At 45.7% G+C, this 16,881-nt stretch carries 12 protein-coding genes and 1 tRNA gene; 4 read left to right on the plus strand and 9 right to left on the minus strand.

Annotated features, from left to right (window positions below):
• Nucleotides 1-232: 232 nt before the first annotated feature.
• The 7 genes from ffh to murA form a co-directional block, all read right to left on the minus strand.
• Nucleotides 233-1,684: a signal recognition particle protein gene (gene ffh / locus PY364_RS17390; protein ID WP_275524377.1), complete on the minus strand. Its 1,452-nt coding sequence runs from the start codon at nucleotides 1,682-1,684 to the stop codon at nucleotides 233-235.
• A gap of 20 nt (nucleotides 1,685-1,704) precedes the next feature.
• Nucleotides 1,705-1,887, minus strand: coding sequence for a hypothetical protein (locus PY364_RS17395; RefSeq protein ID WP_275524379.1), 183 nt, complete (start codon nucleotides 1,885-1,887; stop codon nucleotides 1,705-1,707).
• Nucleotides 1,871-2,653, minus strand: a complete 783-nt coding sequence (locus PY364_RS17400; protein ID WP_275524381.1) for a calcium-binding protein — start codon at nucleotides 2,651-2,653, stop codon at nucleotides 1,871-1,873. The genes PY364_RS17395 and PY364_RS17400 overlap by 17 nt, the downstream gene beginning before the upstream one ends.
• Before the next feature lie 380 nt (nucleotides 2,654-3,033).
• Nucleotides 3,034-3,675 (minus strand): PEP-CTERM sorting domain-containing protein, encoded by a 642-nt coding sequence (locus PY364_RS17405; RefSeq protein ID WP_275524383.1) that lies wholly within the window; start codon nucleotides 3,673-3,675, stop codon nucleotides 3,034-3,036.
• Between the two features lie 410 nt (nucleotides 3,676-4,085).
• Nucleotides 4,086-4,167 (minus strand) — tRNA-Leu (locus tag PY364_RS17410).
• Nucleotides 4,146-5,021, minus strand: a complete 876-nt coding sequence (locus PY364_RS17415) for a M48 family metallopeptidase (protein ID WP_275524385.1) — start codon at nucleotides 5,019-5,021, stop codon at nucleotides 4,146-4,148. The genes PY364_RS17410 and PY364_RS17415 overlap by 22 nt, the downstream gene beginning before the upstream one ends.
• A gap of 68 nt (nucleotides 5,022-5,089) precedes the next feature.
• A complete protein-coding gene (gene murA, locus PY364_RS17420) occupies nucleotides 5,090-6,499 on the minus strand; it encodes a UDP-N-acetylglucosamine 1-carboxyvinyltransferase (protein ID WP_275524386.1) in 1,410 nt (469 codons plus the stop codon).
• A 567-nt stretch (nucleotides 6,500-7,066) separates the two neighbouring features.
• On the opposite strand from murA, the gene PY364_RS17425 reads away from it, so the two are divergent.
• The 3 genes from PY364_RS17425 to PY364_RS17435 all read left to right on the plus strand — a co-directional run bounded on the left by PY364_RS17425 (nucleotide 7,067) and on the right by PY364_RS17435 (nucleotide 13,376).
• Entirely contained in the window at nucleotides 7,067-9,472 is a 2,406-nt protein-coding gene (locus tag PY364_RS17425) for a PAS domain S-box protein (RefSeq protein WP_275524387.1), read from the plus strand.
• Nucleotides 9,472-9,936 (plus strand): response regulator, encoded by a 465-nt coding sequence (locus PY364_RS17430; RefSeq protein WP_275524388.1) that lies wholly within the window; start codon nucleotides 9,472-9,474, stop codon nucleotides 9,934-9,936. Before PY364_RS17425 ends, PY364_RS17430 begins: the two co-directional genes overlap by 1 nt.
• 302 nt (nucleotides 9,937-10,238) lie before the next feature.
• Complete coding sequence (locus PY364_RS17435) at nucleotides 10,239-13,376, plus strand: PAS domain S-box protein (RefSeq protein WP_275524390.1); 3,138 nt, start codon at nucleotides 10,239-10,241, stop codon at nucleotides 13,374-13,376.
• A 160-nt stretch (nucleotides 13,377-13,536) separates the two neighbouring features.
• On the opposite strand, the gene PY364_RS17440 is transcribed toward PY364_RS17435, so the two are convergent.
• Both PY364_RS17440 and PY364_RS17445 read right to left on the minus strand, forming a co-directional pair.
• Nucleotides 13,537-14,577 (minus strand): hypothetical protein, encoded by a 1,041-nt coding sequence (locus PY364_RS17440; protein WP_275524392.1) that lies wholly within the window; start codon nucleotides 14,575-14,577, stop codon nucleotides 13,537-13,539.
• A 224-nt stretch (nucleotides 14,578-14,801) separates the two neighbouring features.
• Nucleotides 14,802-15,215 carry a response regulator gene (locus tag PY364_RS17445; protein ID WP_275524394.1) on the minus strand — a complete coding sequence of 138 codons (414 nt, stop codon included), beginning with the start codon at nucleotides 15,213-15,215 and terminating at the stop codon, nucleotides 14,802-14,804.
• A 166-nt stretch (nucleotides 15,216-15,381) separates the two neighbouring features.
• Between PY364_RS17445 and dacB the strand changes: the two genes are divergently transcribed.
• Nucleotides 15,382-16,812 carry a D-alanyl-D-alanine carboxypeptidase/D-alanyl-D-alanine-endopeptidase gene (gene dacB / locus PY364_RS17450; RefSeq protein ID WP_275524395.1) on the plus strand — a complete coding sequence of 477 codons (1,431 nt, stop codon included), beginning with the start codon at nucleotides 15,382-15,384 and terminating at the stop codon, nucleotides 16,810-16,812.
• Nucleotides 16,813-16,881: the final 69 nt, after the last annotated feature.

Raw genomic sequence — 16,881 nt, forward strand, 5'->3', positions numbered from 1 at the left:
GAGCGGGGGAGATGGGGAGCGGGGGAGAATTTATCTTAATTTCCGGCAAATTAGTCGCGCTCTGTCATTGCGAGCGAAGCGAAGCAATCGCAAAGTGTTGGGATTGCTTCGGGATTGCTTCGCTTCGCTCGCAACTGCGCTGCGCTTGGCTCGCAATGACAAGTATTTAACTGGACATGACATTATCTCCCCTGCTCCCCATCTCCCCATCCTCCCCCGCTCCCCATCTCCCCTAAAGCTGCCCAAAACCCTTTTTCTTCTTCTCTTTTTTCTTCTTCTTAGCGGGAGCACCGCCGCGCCAACCGGGTTGACCGGGACGGCTACCCATTCCTGGCATACCCGCCATTCCCGGCATTCCTGGCATACCACCCATGCCCGGAAAGCCACCCCCTTGACCTAATTGCTGCATCATATTTCGCATTTTCTGGAAATCACTCACCAGTTTTGCTACATCCGCCTCAACGAAGCCAGAACCCTTGGCAATTCTCCGGCGACGGGAAGGAGAACTCGAAAGCAGTTCGGGGTTGCGTCTCTCCTCTGTGGTCATCGAGTTAATCATTGCCTCAGTCCGCCGCAGTTGCACTTCTCCCTTCCGCATATCGTCGTCGGACATCTTATTGAGTCCGGGAATCATCTTCAAAATGCCACCGAGAGAACCCATATTCTTCAGCAGGCGCATTTGTTTGAGGAAGTCGGTAAAGTCAAACTTTGCTGTCAGGATTTTTTCCTGCATTTGTTCAGCGTCGGTGATGTCGATTTCCTCTTGGGCCTTCTCTACCAAGGTGAGGACATCGCCCATGCCTAAAATCCGAGATGCCATGCGATCGGGATAAAATGGTTGCAAGGCTTCCACTTTTTCGCCAACGCCGACAAATTTAATCGGTGCGCCAGATATTTGTCGCACGGAAAGGGCCGCGCCGCCGCGACTGTCGCCGTCCATTTTTGTTAAAATCGCGCCGGTAATGCCGATTTGGTCGTGGAATGTGCGCGTCAGGTTGGCGGCTTCCTGACCGGTCATTGCGTCTACGACTAAGAGGGTTTCGTGAGGTTGAATTGTCTCTTTAATCCTCGCTAACTCGGCCATCATGTCTTGGTCGATTTGCAGGCGGCCGGCGGTATCAACAATCACTGTATCTACACCAAGTTCTCTGGCGCGATTGATACCTTGACGGGCAATTTCTACGGGGTCAATATCTTTACCTAATTCAAACACGGGCACGTCGATTTGTTTGCCCAGAGTTACTAACTGATCGATCGCGGCGGGCCGGTAAATATCGGTAGCGACTAATAAAGTGCTACGGTTTTGCTTGCGGAGTTGCAATGCTAATTTGGCGGAGGCGGTAGTTTTGCCCGTACCTTGCAAACCCGCCATTAAGACAATTGTGGGGGCGCTGTCTGCGATCGCCAGAGGTGAGTTGGTTTCTCCCATCACCCGCACCAGTTCGTCGTAGACGATTTTGATAAACTGTTGGTCAGGCCGGACACCAGAAATTACTTCGGCTCCTTGAGCCTTGACTGCTACTTCTGCGATAAAATCTTTAACTACTTGCAGGTTGACATCTGCCTCTAAGAGGGCGCGGCGGACTTCCCGCAGAGCTTCTTGAATATTGGCATCGGAAATTTTATCCTGGCCGCGCAGTTTTTTCCAGGCGGATTCTAAGCGATCGGCAAGTGCGTCAAACATAATTTGTTAGTTGTTAGATGTTATTTGTTAACGGTCTGTGGTTTTTTCATAATTAAGGTATTATAGCTGTCGGTGTCCCAATTCGCAAGTAAATCTGTTGGTTCTGGTGGCGATCGCGTTACTATTACTATCGTTGTACCGTCGCCCTCTGGGCAGTAAGAAACCGCCCAGAGGGCGGCGTTACGTCTAAGGAAGATAGGCAAATTGAGTGCCGTTGATGCCTAACACGGCTTGATTTGCGGTTTCAAATGTATCTATCAGGTCAAAGTTATCAGCATTTAAAACTATGCCCAGAATTTCTCCAGTGCGGCTAATCCGCACTACCATATCATCAAATTCTCCGTCGCTGTCAAAATCGATCCGATCCTCATCATTAAAACGTAAGTCTAGCTGTGTTAACCCATCAGTAAGTCCAATGCGATCGCCTTCTCTAAACTGAAAATCAGTGATGACATCTACCTGATTAATATTAAATCCAGCCTCATCTCTTCTGAAGACAAACGTATCAGCACCCTCACCGCCCGTTAGGAGATCGATACCGCGATCGCCTACTAAAAAATCATTCCCAAAATCTCCGCTTAAACGGTCATTTCCTTGGCCTCCCCGCAATATATCATCGCCAGAGCCCCCAAATAGGAAATCATCGCCGGAGTCGCCTCTAACTACATCATTGTTGTCGTTTCCGTCTAAGCGATCGCTATCTTTCCCACCGAACAATATATCATTACCTCCCGCACCTCCGATAATATCTTCGCCATCATTACCGAATAGCCGCTCGTTAGAGTCAGAAGACCCCGCTATGGTATCATTGCCACTGAGACCCCAAACTCCGCCGGAAAAACTAAATAAGTTTCCCGATCCCAATTGAATATCATCGTTTGTAGGATAGGCTAGAAGACGAGGCCCCCCGCCTACAAATACAGGAAATCCAGTCGGATCGTTAATCAGATTATTAATGAATAAAGGCACAATTACTCCTCGGCAGAATGTAGATAACTATTTTCTATATTTAAGATTGCAATTGACCAAATGTCAACCCTGCCTTGACCAGAAAAGCGGTAAAGACATATTTTATTAGCAAGTGTTTTCACATTTACTAATTAATTCGAGTTAATTAAACGTAAGTAGAAATTAGGTATTGAGAACAGAAACCCGATTTCTTAATAGATACATAACTTTGTTAACAATCAGGTACAATATTAAAATCCGTAATTATTCTACTGATTGTTGTTACTGTACCTGTCGATCGCGCAAAGTGCTGTATATAGTTGAGAATCTTTGATTCTTCTCCAGAAACCGGGTTTCTCTGCATAAATCATGCAAATTTTTCTTCCCATTCTTTCTTATACTTATCGGCGTTTGTGCCGTAAAAAAGTTAAGAAACCGATAAATCCCAATGTCCCAAAAATCTCAGCGGGTTCCGGGATGGGTTCTGGTTCTGAGGTACTTTCAGTATACACCACATCGTCTAGGGAATAACTTTCGCGATCGTCAGGTTGAAGCCCTTGAGAGCCCTTTGAAAGTTTCACCGTATTAAATGGGCTATCTGTAACTAACCCCCAAAACTCGCCTGCCAAGGTGTTAGAAATTTCGCCTACAAAATAGTTATCCCCTAGCAAATCCGCAACTGTCACTGCAATACCTGTACCTGGATCTAGTACATCAGCTAGATTGAAATTTCCACCCCAAGCAAATATAGGTTTTGCAAAGTTCCAAGTATTTGTTTGTTCATCACTTACTTGATCTTCCCAAACTCCATTATTGATTACTCCTAGGGAATTGACGCTGACTCCTAGGGGCAAATTAGGGCCATTGAATTCTTCTGTTTGGAATGGTTGACCATTGAGAGCATTTTGCCACTCAGTTTGATTCGCGTACAAGGTGAAGCTAAAAGCCTCAGCCGTTTCTGGGAAGCTAAAAGCCGATAAGCCAATAAATGCCGATCCGGCCACAGCCATTGACAGGTTTTTGATTGTAGTTGATGTACCCATAACACTGGTTCCTCAAAAAAAGTGAGTATTCACAGTGACTCTCCTGACTCGGTGTCCTTGGCTGGCAGAGTAGTTAGGCTTACAAACAGCTACATCTTCCCTAGCTTGCGAGTGCGGGCAAAAGCTTTGCCCAAGGACTGCCGTCTCAGTAAAATCCACATCCTGATACGGATAATTTTACTTCATTTCTTTATTCTGTAGTTGAAATTACTTAAAAATTATCGTTTTAGATGGCAATATTGCAAAAAAAGTTATCTTACTTACGTAATATTACGGAGAAAGGTAAAGATATGATTAAGTTAACAGTTAACCGTTAACTGTTAACCGTTAACTAAACTTTGGTGTTGGGTTACGCTAAGCTCAACCCAACCTACTAGCTAGATACATATCAGATTTGAATTTATTTTTAGTGGGCGAGGAGAGAATCGAACTCTCATACCTTTCGGTGCCACATTTTGAGTGTGGTGCGTCTACCAGTTTCGCCACCCGCCCTTGGGGTTAACTTTCTTATTATACACAGAAGATCGATTTTGCACAAGAGATTGATAATTTTCTGTGCTGCCCCAGCGATCGATCTCTCGCGCCCTTAACACAGGCACAGGATGGGTCAAGTTAGCTGTCTGAGCTTGCTTGAGCAAATCTCCCAACTGAGTGTTACTGATGTCGTCGTAGGCGCGAGCTTGAGCCAAAAACGCATCCACATTTAGGGAAGGAGCCAAACTTGGCGAACCTCCAGCCAACTTCATCAATAGTGATACTACCACCTTTGGGTCTTGAGTAGCAAGTAAAGCGGCGCGATCGCACGTAAATTCCGCACAACGCAGCCACTCCAAAATCTGAGCCTGCAACCCCTGCACGATCAAAGCACCAATTGGCGAAACCTGACCTGCTGCCAATACAATCAAATTAGCCAAAGTCAAGTAAACCCCATGTTCGCACTTCAGATGACCCAATTCATGGGCAATCACCGCCTGAACTTCCTCCAGAGTCAGCAAATCGATCAGAGAAGTATGCAGAACCACAAAAGGCTGTCTCCCTCGCATTGCAAAAGTATAAGCATTGGGTACCGGATTCTGGCGCACGTATAACTGCGGGGGTTCCAAATCCAGAGTTTTGCAGGCATCCAAAAGCAATTGGTGCAAATGGGGCAACTGATTTTCCCCTACTAAAACCCCAGAAGCCAAATTCTCCAGCAGAAAAAACTGCTCGCCAACTGGCCCCAAGAGTTGCCGGACAATCAAATCCAAACCAGGCAGTTGCTTGAGAGCATTAGTCGCTTCCAAATCCAGGGGATGGCGAAATTGGTCTGCTTTCAAGCCGATCAGCGGTGTATGTGAGAAACCCATATTGCCTATTTAAAGAGGAAGACAGTTAACAGTTAACGGTTAACAGTTAACCGTTAACAATTAACAGTTTAGTAGTTTAATCCCGATTGCACAGGATTGGGTAGGGCAGGAGCGCTGGGTGCCTCTTCTCCCTCATCTACGCGGTGCAATTGAGCTCCGAGTTTTTGCAATTTTACCTCTAGCTGCTCGTAACCGCGATCGAGATGCTGCAAGCCGCGAATAGAAGTTGTGCCTTGTGCGGCAAGGCCTGCAAGCACTAAAGCTGCTGAAGCTCGTAAATCAGTAGCAACTACAGGAGCACCGGACAGCATTGGCACACCCCTGACAATGGCGACATTGCCTTTAACTCGAATGTCGGCACCCATGCGATTTAACTCAGCTACGTGGCGTAAGCGGTTCTCAAAGACCGTTTCTTTAATCATGCTGTCCCCTTCGCTCAGGGTTAGCAAGGCCATAAACTGAGCCTGCATATCAGTCGGAAAACCCGGATAGGGCAGAGTTTCAATATCTGTAGCCAGATGAGTCATACCAGGAATTATCCGCAGACAGTCCGGTGCTTCGATGATTATCTTGGCTCCCATTGTCTGCAACTTGGAAATTACCGCAGTCATCTGATCTGGTATGACTGGGGATAAACTGATTTCGGAGTGGGTGATTGCCCCTGCAACTAAAAATGTCCCTGCTTCAATGCGATCGGGAATAATTGAATAGTCTACGGAATGCAGGCTGGGTACGCCTGAAATGATGATGGTATTGCTGCCCGCGCCCTGGATTTTTGCTCCCATCGCGCGGCAGAAATTCGCTAAGTCTGCAACTTCTGGCTCTTGAGCGGCATTTTCGATGATTGTTTCCCCCTCAGCGAGGGTAGCCGCCATCATCAAGGTCTCAGTCGCTCCCACGCTGGGGTAGTCGAGATAAATTTTTCCTCCTTTTAAGCGGCGGTTGGTTCCGGGGACGTAGGCGTGAACCATTCCATGTTCGATGTGGACTTCTGCGCCGAGAGCTTGGAGGCCTCGGACGTGGAGTTCTACGGGCCTGGCACCGATCGCGCATCCACCTGGCAAAGGTACTCTGGCAACTCCTAGACGAGCCAATAGGGGGCCAATGATGAAGAAACTAGCTCTGAGTTGGCTGACCAACTCGTAGGGGGCTTGATATTCTCCTAGGTGGCTGGCGTTGATGTCCATAACATCGCCGTGTCGCTCTAGTTTTACTCCCACTGCGGACAGGATTTGGCTCATGCGAGCTACGTCAACGAGAGAGGGAACGTTGCGGATGCGGCAATCTGCGGGACAGAGTAAGGCACCGGCCATCGCTACTAAAGCTGAGTTTTTGGCTCCGCTAATTTTGACGTGCCCGTGCAGGGGGGCTCGACCCCTGATTTGCAGCACGGCACTGTCGGTTTCGGATGATGTTGAGAGATTTGATGTGTTCAGAGCGCGTGTAATAGGTTTATCCTCCTGAATTGGTCGGTTCATTTAGATTATTTAATTTTGGTTTCGATTTTACCGGAAAGATTTGAAATGTCTAGGGGGTAGTTAAGAATTATAAATTAAAAATTAAAAATTAAAAACTGAAATTTTCAATTTTCAGATTGGGTTTTTGCTAGAGGGTAAAGGGTTTCAGTTGGACGGGTTTAACTTTTTTGTTGGCGATCGCTCTTAAAAGAGCATAATTTTTAATTTTAAAGTTTTAACTTTTTTGGGTTGGCGGCGATCGCACCTTCTCCCAGAGATTGATTCCTAAGTCAATTCCCACTGCTTCAGTAACGGCATGAAAAAGTGGTGGTATTTTTTCGGCTTTGATGGCAAAGGATACATACCATTTTTAATTAGGCATTACTAAAAAAATCATTCTTTGGAGAGATGCTGGCCCCCCCCACAATCAAGTATACAATGTTCTACTAAAGTAAATAGGCTGTGAGAACGAGGGGAAACAGGGAAATTTTGACATTGCTTTGTTGAACTCGCAGCGCTAAACCCTGCAAGCAGGCTACGGCAACGCGACTTTGAGTTAGAAAAGTAAAGAAGTTTTCCCCGCTAAAGATGATAAATAAGTTGAAGTTAAAAATAGACTCGCGATCGCGACCCTACGGCGTTGCTATATTCACGGTAGCCGTAGCATTTGTGCTGACACTCGCTCTCAGGCCGCTGTTGCAAGGAAGCATTTTCGGTATATTTTTCGGTGCTGTGGCGATAAGTGTCTGGTATGGAGGCATCGGGCCAGGACTCCTAGCATCGCTTCTGTCAGCAATACTTAGCATTTACTTCTTTTTACCACCAGTCTTTTCTGTCACCCTCAGCGGTTTAGCTGCCATTGTCCGACTGAGTATGTTCTTAGTGGTAACGCTGACGATCAGTGCTTTGAGTGGGGAACTACGAACAGCGAAGCAGCAGGTAGAGCTTGCGCTCTCAAAGCTACAAATAAGCGAGGAACGCTACCGTTACCTACTGGACACTGCTAGTGAAGGTATCTTGACAATCGACAATTTGGGACGTACAGACTATGTTAACCAGCGGATGGCAGAAATGCTGGGTTATAGCAGGGAAGAAATGGTCGGTCGATACGTTTTCGAGTTTGCCGATGAAGTAGCAAAAGTGGAAGTGGTGGAGCATTTGGAGCGAGTTAAGCAAGGAAAGAGCGATCGCGCCGAGTTGCGGTTTCGCCGCCGCGATAGTTGCGAATTGTGGACACTTGTATCTAGCAGTCCCATTGAGAGCGATACTGGTGGTTTCAAAGGCGCATTTGCCGCGATCGCAGATATCACAGAACTTAAGCAAACATCAGAAGCACTCAGAGAGAGCGAAGAACGGTTTCTTCAGGTGACAGAAAATATAGCAGATGTCTTTTGGATCGCTGACCTCACAAAGCCAGAGTTAGTTTATATCAGTCCCGCCTACGAAGAAATCTGGGGACAGACTTGCGAAAGTTTGCAAGCTAATTTCATGGAATGGATCGAGGGTATTCATCCAGAAGATCGCGATCGCGTCCAAGCAAAATTCTTCGAGACAGTGCTTCAGGGACAATATAACGAAGAATTTCGCATTGTTCGACCAGACGGCTCATTGCGCTGGGTGCGCGATCGCGGCTTTCCTGTTAAGAATAAACACGGAAAAACCCTCCGCGCCGCTGGCATTGTTGAAGATATCACCGAGCGCAAGCAAGCCGAATCCGAACTTAAAAACCAGCAAAAGTGGCTCGAAGAAATGCTCAACTTTCTGCCATCTCCAATGCTACTGATCGAACCAGGAACGGCAAAAGTAAAATTTGCCAACATCGCCGCGAACCAAATGGCCGGCGGAGAATTCCCCAAGGATCTACCAGCAGAAAAATATCACACCATTTATTACTGCACTGACGCATCAGGAGAGCAAATTCCTGATAGTCAAATGCCAGGAGTACGAGTAGCACAGGGGGAACGCATTGACGGCTTTGAGTTCGACTGGCATACCCCAGGAGGCATCCGCTCGATCATCGCTTTTGGTGATACTTTGCCTGCAATGCACGGTCATCCGCCTACTTGCGCCTTATTGTTCCAAGATATTACTAAGCTTAAAGTTGCAGAAATAGAAATTCGTAAGTTCAATGAAAAACTAGAAGCAGAAGTCAAAGATCGTACCCTGCAATTGCAAACAGCTAACTCCGAACTCGAATCTTTCTGCCATTCCGTTTCCCACGATTTGCGAGCTCCGCTGCGTCATATCAGCGGTTTTGTAGAATTGCTACTAAAGCGCAACAACTCAAATCTAGATGAAACTAGCCAGCGCTATCTTAATACTATAGCTCAGACAGCCAAACAAGCAGGAATTCTCGTCGATGACTTATTAGCTTTTTCCCGTATGGGCCGCACCGAAATGCACTACATGGGTGCGAATATGGAGCTACTGATTCAAGAAGTGAGGCAGGAACTTGCACTCGAAACAAATGGCAGAGATATTGAGTGGCAAATACAGCCTAATTTACCTCAAGTCAATGGTGATATTTCCATGCTGCGTTTAGCATTAAGAAATTTGATTGAAAATGCGTTAAAATATACTCGAAGACAGCCTCAAGCTATTATTGAAATCGGTCATGTATCTGATTTCTGTAAATTGCCAATTTCTGATTTAAGTACGGAGGCATTAGCTGAACATCTAAAATATTCTGATATTGATATGGAGCGAGAAACCGAGCGTCTAAAATCTATTCAAAATCCAAAATACCAGGAGGATATGGCTATTTTTTCAATCCGTGATAATGGCGTGGGATTTGATATGCGATACGCTCACAAACTCTTTGGTGTGTTTCAAAGACTTCACGGCGAACAAGAGTTTGAGGGTACTGGCATTGGTCTAGCTAATGTTAAGAGAATCGTTTCCCGACACGGGGGTGAAATCTGGGCAAAAGGTGTTGTAGGTGGTGGAGCAACTTTCTACTTTTCCCTACGAAGGTTACAGAAAGAGAGGGAATAATGGAAGAATTAAAGCGAATTTTGCTAGTTGAAGACAGTGGAAATGATGTAGAATTAACTCTGGTGGCACTGGCAGAAAGTCATCTTGCTAATGAGGTTATAGTTGTACGTGATGGTGAAGAAGCACTTGATTATCTTTATCGACGGGGGATTTTTAAGCTAAGGATGGGCGGCCATCCTGTTGTAGTGTTGTTGGATTTGAAGTTGCCGAAAATTGACGGTTTAGAAGTGCTAGCAAACATCAAATCCGACCCGGAATTGAAGAGAATTCCTGTAGTAATGGTAACATCTTCTGGTGAGGAGAAAGATGTAATTAAAAGTTACGATTTGGGGGCTAATGCTTATATTGTAAAACCAGTTGATTTTCGCGAGTTTGTTGATGCTATTAAAGAGGTGGGACTGTTTTGGGCTGTGGTTAATGAGCCACCTCCCGGAGCTGTACTTGGTCGCAGAAGTAATTGTTAACTGTTGCCGATCGAGTAAAATGCTAAAATCAAAGGCAAAATGTCTAGCTTAGTCGTAGTAGTGGCGAAAGTCGCTCTATTGTAGAATTTAGAAAGCGGCTAAAGCCACTATAGCAACCTTCTTGGTGGTTAGGACGTTCTGAGTTCCACCAAACTAGCTGATTCTATTCCCTTCTTTCCCTTCTTTCCTAACCCCTCTTCTCTTCTTCCCTAGCCCCTAGCCCCTAGCCCCTAGCCCCTCTTCTCTTCTTCCCTAGCCCCTAGCCCCTCTTCCCTAGCCCCTAACCGAAGAAAATCGTGAAAATGCTAAGTATCCTGTTATTAGAAGATAGCATTCTGGATGCAGAATTAATTCAAACACACTTAATTGACGGCAAAATCAAGTGCTATTTAACACGGGTAGAAACGCGACTTGATTTCCTAGCTGCCATTGAAAAACAATCTTTTGACCTAATTCTGGCTGATTATTCCTTGCCTTCCTTTGATGGGATTTCAGCCTTAGAAATCGCGCAAGCAAAATGCCCAGATGTGCCGTTTATTTTCGTTTCTGCTACCTTGGGCGAGGAACTAGCAGTTGAAATGCTCAAAAGTGGCGCGACTGATTACGTTGTTAAAGAAAGGCTGGGGCGACTTGTGCCTGCGGTAAAGCGGGCGCTGCGGGAAGCACAAGAGCGACGCGATCGCGCCTTAGCTGAAGTAGCAAAACAGGAAAGCGAAGAGCGATTTGAGATCATGGCAGATACGGCTCCGGTAATGATTTGGATGTCTGATACCGATAGGCTCTGCTATTATTTTAACAAGCCCTGGTTAGAGTTTACGGGCAGAACTTTAGCAGAAGAAACGGGAAATGGCTGGGTCGAAGGCTTTCATCCCGACGATTTTGATTGCTGTCTAGATATTTACAAAACTGCCTTTGACGCAAGGCTTGAGTTTCGGATGGAGTACCGCTTAAAGCGCTTTGACGGTGAATACCGCTGGCTTTTACATACGGCAGTTCCCCGGTTTAACACTAACGGCACCTTTGTCGGCTACATTGGTTCTTGTATAGATATTAGCGATCGCATTCAGGCAGAGTATGAACGGGAAAACGCTCTAGCCGTTGCCCAAGCAACAGCAAAAGCTCTGGCTGACTCGGAAGCACGCTACCGCGCCATCGGCGAGTCAATCCCTTTCGGAGTCTGGATTTGCAACCCCAACGGTAGCATCAGCTACCTCAGCGACTCATTTCTAGAGTTGATTGGGATGACTCTAGAAGAGTGTCAGCAATCGGGCTTATCAGGTAAACTACCGCCGGAAGATATAGAGCGCACTTGCTCAGATTGGAAGCACTGCATTAATAGCGGTAGCGTTTGGGACTACGAACACAAATTCTTAGGCATTGATGGCAATTACCACACGATCTTAAGCCGAGGAGTCCCCGTTCGTGACACTTCCGGCGCGATCGCCAACTGGGTAGGAATCAACCTCGATATCACCGAGCGCAAGCAAACAGAGGCGGCGCTACAAAAAGCTAGCCAGCAAATTATCAACATTCTCGAAAGCATTGGCGACGGTTTTGCCAGCTTCGATGGAGAGTGGCGCTACACTTACATTAACCGCAAAGGCGAAGAGATTTTAGGCAAGGAGCGATCGCAACTTCTAGGTCAAATTTTGTGGGAAGTGTTTCCAGAGTTAGAAAATACACCCTACTACCAGCAAATCCTACAAGGAAAAGCCGACGGCGTAAACTTCGAGTACGAACACTTCTTCCCACCCTTAGACAACAGGTGGTTTGCAGTACGTTGGCATCCAACTCCAGAAGGTATGTGCGTTTATTTCCAAGATATAACAGAGCGCAAACTGACAGCAGCAGCCCTGAGAGCAACTGAGGAAAAGCTGAAGAGTTTTGTAGATACTGCCTCTATTGGCATTATATTTGGCAACATTCATGGCGACATCACCGAGGCTAATGATGAATTTTTGCGGATAGTTGGCTATACCCGCCATCAGTTGCACCCCGGCGAACTAGGGTGGATTGACATCACGCCCCCAGAATACCTACCCCTAGACGTAGAACACATCCAGGAAGCACAGAAGAAGGGAGTTTCCACTCCCTACGAAAAGGAATATATCCGTCCCGACGGTAGCAGAGTATGGGTTTTAGTCGGTTTTATCTTGGTGGGGCAAAAACGCGAAGACACAGTTGCTTTCATTCTCGATTTGACTGAGCGCAAGCAGTTAGAAGCGGCGTTACACCAAAGGGCGGAAGAATTAGTACAAGCAAATCGGATCAAGGATGAGTTTCTGGCAACTTTATCTCACGAGTTGCGAACCCCTTTGAATGCGATGCTGGGTTGGACTCAATTACTGCGATCGCGAAAATTCGACGAACACAAGACGGCCCGCGCCTTAGAAACAATTGACCGCAACACAAAATCACTGGCGGCGCTGATCGAGGATTTGCTCGACGTTTCACGGATTATTACTGGTAAATTACGCCTGAATTTGCGGCCAGTGGAACTAATCTCAGTGGTGGAGGCGGCGATCGAAACGGTAATCCCTGCGGCGGAAGCAAAGTCAATTCAAATCATACCTTTACTGGATGGAGGCATTGGCAGGATCTCTGGCGATAGCAACCGTTTACAGCAAGCGATCTGGAATTTGCTCTCCAATGCGATCAAGTTTACTCCTAGCGGTGGTCGGGTGACGATCGCGCTCCGCAAAGTTGGCGCTGAGGTAGAAGGGAATTTCTGCGCCGAGATTGAGATTAGAGATACGGGACAAGGTATTAACCCTGAATTTTTGCCTCACGTTTTTGACCGTTTTAGCCAAGCTGACAGCACTACTACGCGATCGTACAGCGGATTAGGGCTGGGATTGGCCATCGTCCGTCACTTGGTGGAACTACACGGCGGTACTGTCAAAGCTGATTCTCAAGGAAGCGGAAAAGGGGCAGCATTTACAGTTAGGTTGCCACTTTTTGAGAGGTACAGGGTAGAAAGGATAGGAGTGGAGGGAGAAACTGCCCCCCTATTTGGCTTTGGCGATCCTCAATCTTCAGTCTACGGCCCTCTGGAAGGGCTACGGGTGCTAGTTGTGGAAGATGAGGTAGATTCGCGGGAGTTTGTACGTACAGTGCTGGAAGATTCTGGGGCAGAGGTGATGGCTGCTGCATCCGCACGGGAGGCCCTGGAGGCGATTAAAATTTTGAAGCCAGATGTAATGTTGAGCGATATTGGGATGCCTTTAGAAGACGGGTATACTTTGATCCGTCAAGTAAGGGCACTCTCTGGTGGGGCTGATATCCCGGCGGCGGCACTGACGGCTTATGCTAGGGCTGAGGATCGGGCGCGATCGCTACGGGAAGGTTTTCAGATCCACTTGCCCAAACCTGTCGATCCTGATGAATTGGTGGCAGTGGTAGCAAGTCTTGCAGGCCGTTCAAAAGGTAGTAATTGTTAGTTATAGCAACCTTCTTGGCAGTTAGAACGTTCTGAGTTCCACCAAACTCGCTGATTCTATTCCCTTCTTCCCCTTCTTCCCATTCTTTCCCTAGCCCCTAGCCCCTAGCCCCTAGCCCCTAACCGCTGAAAGCGGTTGCTATATGATGGGATTGACAAGTTTAATCCGCGATCGCGACATTTTGAAATGCCTTGGTTTGGGGAACGTAAATGTCAATCGCATTAACACCTTCAGGTACGCGCAACCACACATAGGCATCTGCTGAAGCGCCGGTCGCAATCTCTCCTAAAAAAACGTTTCCTGTCGATTGTTCGCCGCCTAAAGATTTGTAAACTTGACTGGTTTTGCGATCGCGAGCAGTTGTACTACTCACACTCAGACTTTCCACAAATCCCCGATCCTCAGTCAAGCGTCGAATTCGCATTTGTACGTTCACCACATCAGGTTTACCCGTCTGTGGATCTTGAATCCGCTTCACCGAAAGCAATTCTACTTGTGCTTTATTCCCATAAGCGAGGTTCACAAATTTACCTGGCTTAATTACCTGGCTATTAGTAGCAAATTTAACCTTCTTACTCGGTACTGCAACTATTTTAGACTCCGTTGGTTTCGGAGTAGCAGAAGGAACTGAACTAGCGGTAGAATTGGAAGCTGCGATCGGGATATTTCTAAATGGCATAGCATTCGGAATAAAAATGTCGATCGCATTCATCCCTGAAGGTACTTTTAGCGCTACATAAGCATTCACTCTTTCCTCTGGACGCATTTCTAATAGAGAAATCGGGTTTGATGCTCCCTGAAAAGGATCAACTGCTGTATATGTTTCGCTAGTATTTGGGTTGCGAGCTTCTATCGCACCGGGATCGATAATATCACTCGCTTCTACATTATTTTCTGCAATTCTGCCGATCCGCATTTCTACAGTAACTTCGTCAGGTTTGCCTTGTAATCGATAGACAGAAAGTATCTTGATTGTGGCCTTACCTCCAAAAGCAGGCTGCACGGAAGAATCGGCTTGATTTTGAACAGCAGGGGATTGATTTGATTGAGTGTTTACATTACTATTTTTGACCTGACTTTGATAGTATGATAAGTCTTTTGCCTGCTTAGATTCTAACTTTTGATAGATCAAGAATCCGCCGCCAGCTAAACCCAATGTTGTGAGTACGCTTGCTACGAGAATCCCCAGGTTTGTGCTCATGCTATCGCGCTCGTGCAATCTTGTTGATCTAACTGGTCTATTTAAAGTTTGTTCTTGGATCTTCACGGTTATTTCTCCCAAAACTGTATTAACGGCTTGGTCAAAAACTTTAGCTCTGTATGATATGATCCAATTTTACTTAAAAGTACCAAGCATAAATTCTATCTGAGGAGCTATATTATTAATTTTCCCTCTCAGTCTAAAGAAATGAATTAATCAGCAAATTAATAACTAGCAATTTGACGTTGATTTACATCTACCTGCCTCTCCGTTATTTTGTATTTACTGAGAGCTGTCTTAACAGCATTACGAAGTTCTGAGTCAGTAGCCGGCTTGCTGATAAATGCCGCTGCTCCCATTGTTAAACAATAAAGGCGAGTAATTTCTTGCATGGCAGATGAATATACTATTACTGGAATCTTTACTGATTGATTAAACAAAGTTTCCAGCACTTCAAAACCATCTTTTTCTGGCATTTCAATGTCGAGGATAACACAGTCAGGATGATAGACGCTAATCATTTCTAGGCATTCTCTACCATTGTTAGCTTCTACTGTTTGATAGTTCTCTGCGATCATTGCTTTTCGAGTTAAATCCCGCCAATTTTGGCGATCGTCGGCGATTAAAATTAAGCTCACTTTCCTGCTCCTTTAAAGCGCACAATTGTTTTTCAAACTTACTTCTGTGTACTTATACTCACGAGGGGTATTACCCTACAATATATAGTAAGCTTGATTTTATCTAAGCTCCATCAACCTTTAGACTGATTTGTAAGTAAGCTTATGGCGCAGATATAATTACGAAATGAAAGGAATTGTAGTTAGTTTGTTACTGGTATTAACAGGGTGGCCGCTGGCGGCTGTTGCTCAGACACAAGCTGCTGAGAATATTTGTCCTGCTCAGCTAGGTACAGCAGTGGATGCGATCGCCAATCGCGCTCAATTTCGCCGCTCTCGCTGGGGAATTTTGATTCAAACTTTATCTACGGCGGCGACTCTTTACAGTCGGGATGCTCAGCAATATTTCATTCCCGCCTCAAATGTAAAATTGTTGACAACAGCGGCGGCTTTGCAGAAACTCGGCCCTCAATTTCGGATAATAACTTCTGTTTATGGGAGTCAAAAGGGACGTTTATACATTGTAGGAAGAGGCGATCCGAGCATTGGGGAAACTCAATTAAAAGATTTAGCTAAACAGTTGAAACAGCGGGGAGTTAATCAAGTTAGCGAGTTGATTGCTGATGATAGTTATTTTCCCGGAGATTCAGTAAATCCGAATTGGGAATGGGAAGATGTGCAAGCAGGCTACGGAGCACCAATTAATAGTTTAATTTTCAATGAAAATGCGATAAAATTAGTGTTATCGCCGCAATCTATCGGTCAACCATTGCGAGTTGCATTTGCCGATGTAACACAAGCAAATCAGTGGCGAATTGAGAATAATTCTGCAACTGTAGGAAAGGATGAATCAGAATTTGTGGAAGTTGGGAGAGATTTATGGCAACCTGTAATTCGAGTTAGGGGAAAATTGAGATTTGGTTCTGAGTCTGAATTTGCTTATGTGTCAGTTGTCAATCCAGCTAATAATTTTCTTCAACGCTTTCGCCAGGTACTTAATGCGGAGGGAATTACTGTTACTAAGGCGTTGGTTGCATCTAATTCTCAACCACAAACTCAGGAATTAGCAGCAGTTGAATCTCCGCCGCTGGCAGATTTAGTCAGAGAAACTAACCAGGAAAGCGTTAATATTTATGCTGAGGTCTTATTAAGATTAATTGGTAAAATAGCACCTATCCCACGAAACAATAAATATGAATTTGGATTGCAGGAGTTAGGAGTAACTTTAAATCAATTAGGGGTTAATCCTAATGGGTATGTATTAGTTGATGGTTCTGGTTTATCTCGTCAGAATTTAGTTAGTCCAGAGGCCTTGGTGCAAACTTTAAGATTGATGGCTAATTCACCATTAAAATCTATTTATCGTGATTCTTTGCCGATTGCAGGTAAGAGCGGTACATTAAAGAATCGTTTCAATAATACATCAGCGCAAGGAATTGTACAAGCTAAAACGGGAACTTTAACTGGTGTTTCGGCCTTGTCAGGATATGTAGCAGTTGCAAATTTTGAACCCTTGGCTTTTAGTATTATTATCAACCAATCTGATTTGTCTGCCGAGGATTTACGGGAAGCGATAGATGAGATTGTCTTGGTATTAACTCGGTTAAAGAGGTGTTAAGTATCATTCCGTAACGCCGCCATCCTGGCGGTAATCCCGTAACGCCGCCTTCCAGGCGGTACCGCCCAG

Origin of the sequence: Kamptonema sp. UHCC 0994 (genome assembly GCF_029167235.1) — a bacterium.
Taxonomy (GTDB): domain Bacteria; phylum Cyanobacteriota; class Cyanobacteriia; order Cyanobacteriales; family Microcoleaceae; genus Kamptonema.

Coding starts and splice junctions, on each gene's coding strand:
- dacB (WP_275524395.1), top strand. CDS start 15,382: ATGAAAGGAATTGTAGTTAGTTTGTTACTGGTATTAACAGGGTGGCCG.
- PY364_RS17415 (WP_275524385.1), bottom strand. CDS start 5,021: ATGGGTTTCTCACATACACCGCTGATCGGCTTGAAAGCAGACCAATTT.
- murA (WP_275524386.1), bottom strand. CDS start 6,499: ATGAACCGACCAATTCAGGAGGATAAACCTATTACACGCGCTCTGAAC.
- PY364_RS17440 (WP_275524392.1), bottom strand. CDS start 14,577: ATGAGCACAAACCTGGGGATTCTCGTAGCAAGCGTACTCACAACATTG.
- PY364_RS17405 (WP_275524383.1), bottom strand. CDS start 3,675: ATGGGTACATCAACTACAATCAAAAACCTGTCAATGGCTGTGGCCGGA.
- PY364_RS17430 (WP_275524388.1), top strand. CDS start 9,472: ATGGAAGAATTAAAGCGAATTTTGCTAGTTGAAGACAGTGGAAATGAT.
- PY364_RS17435 (WP_275524390.1), top strand. CDS start 10,239: ATGCTAAGTATCCTGTTATTAGAAGATAGCATTCTGGATGCAGAATTA.
- PY364_RS17425 (WP_275524387.1), top strand. CDS start 7,067: ATGATAAATAAGTTGAAGTTAAAAATAGACTCGCGATCGCGACCCTAC.
- ffh (WP_275524377.1), bottom strand. CDS start 1,684: ATGTTTGACGCACTTGCCGATCGCTTAGAATCCGCCTGGAAAAAACTG.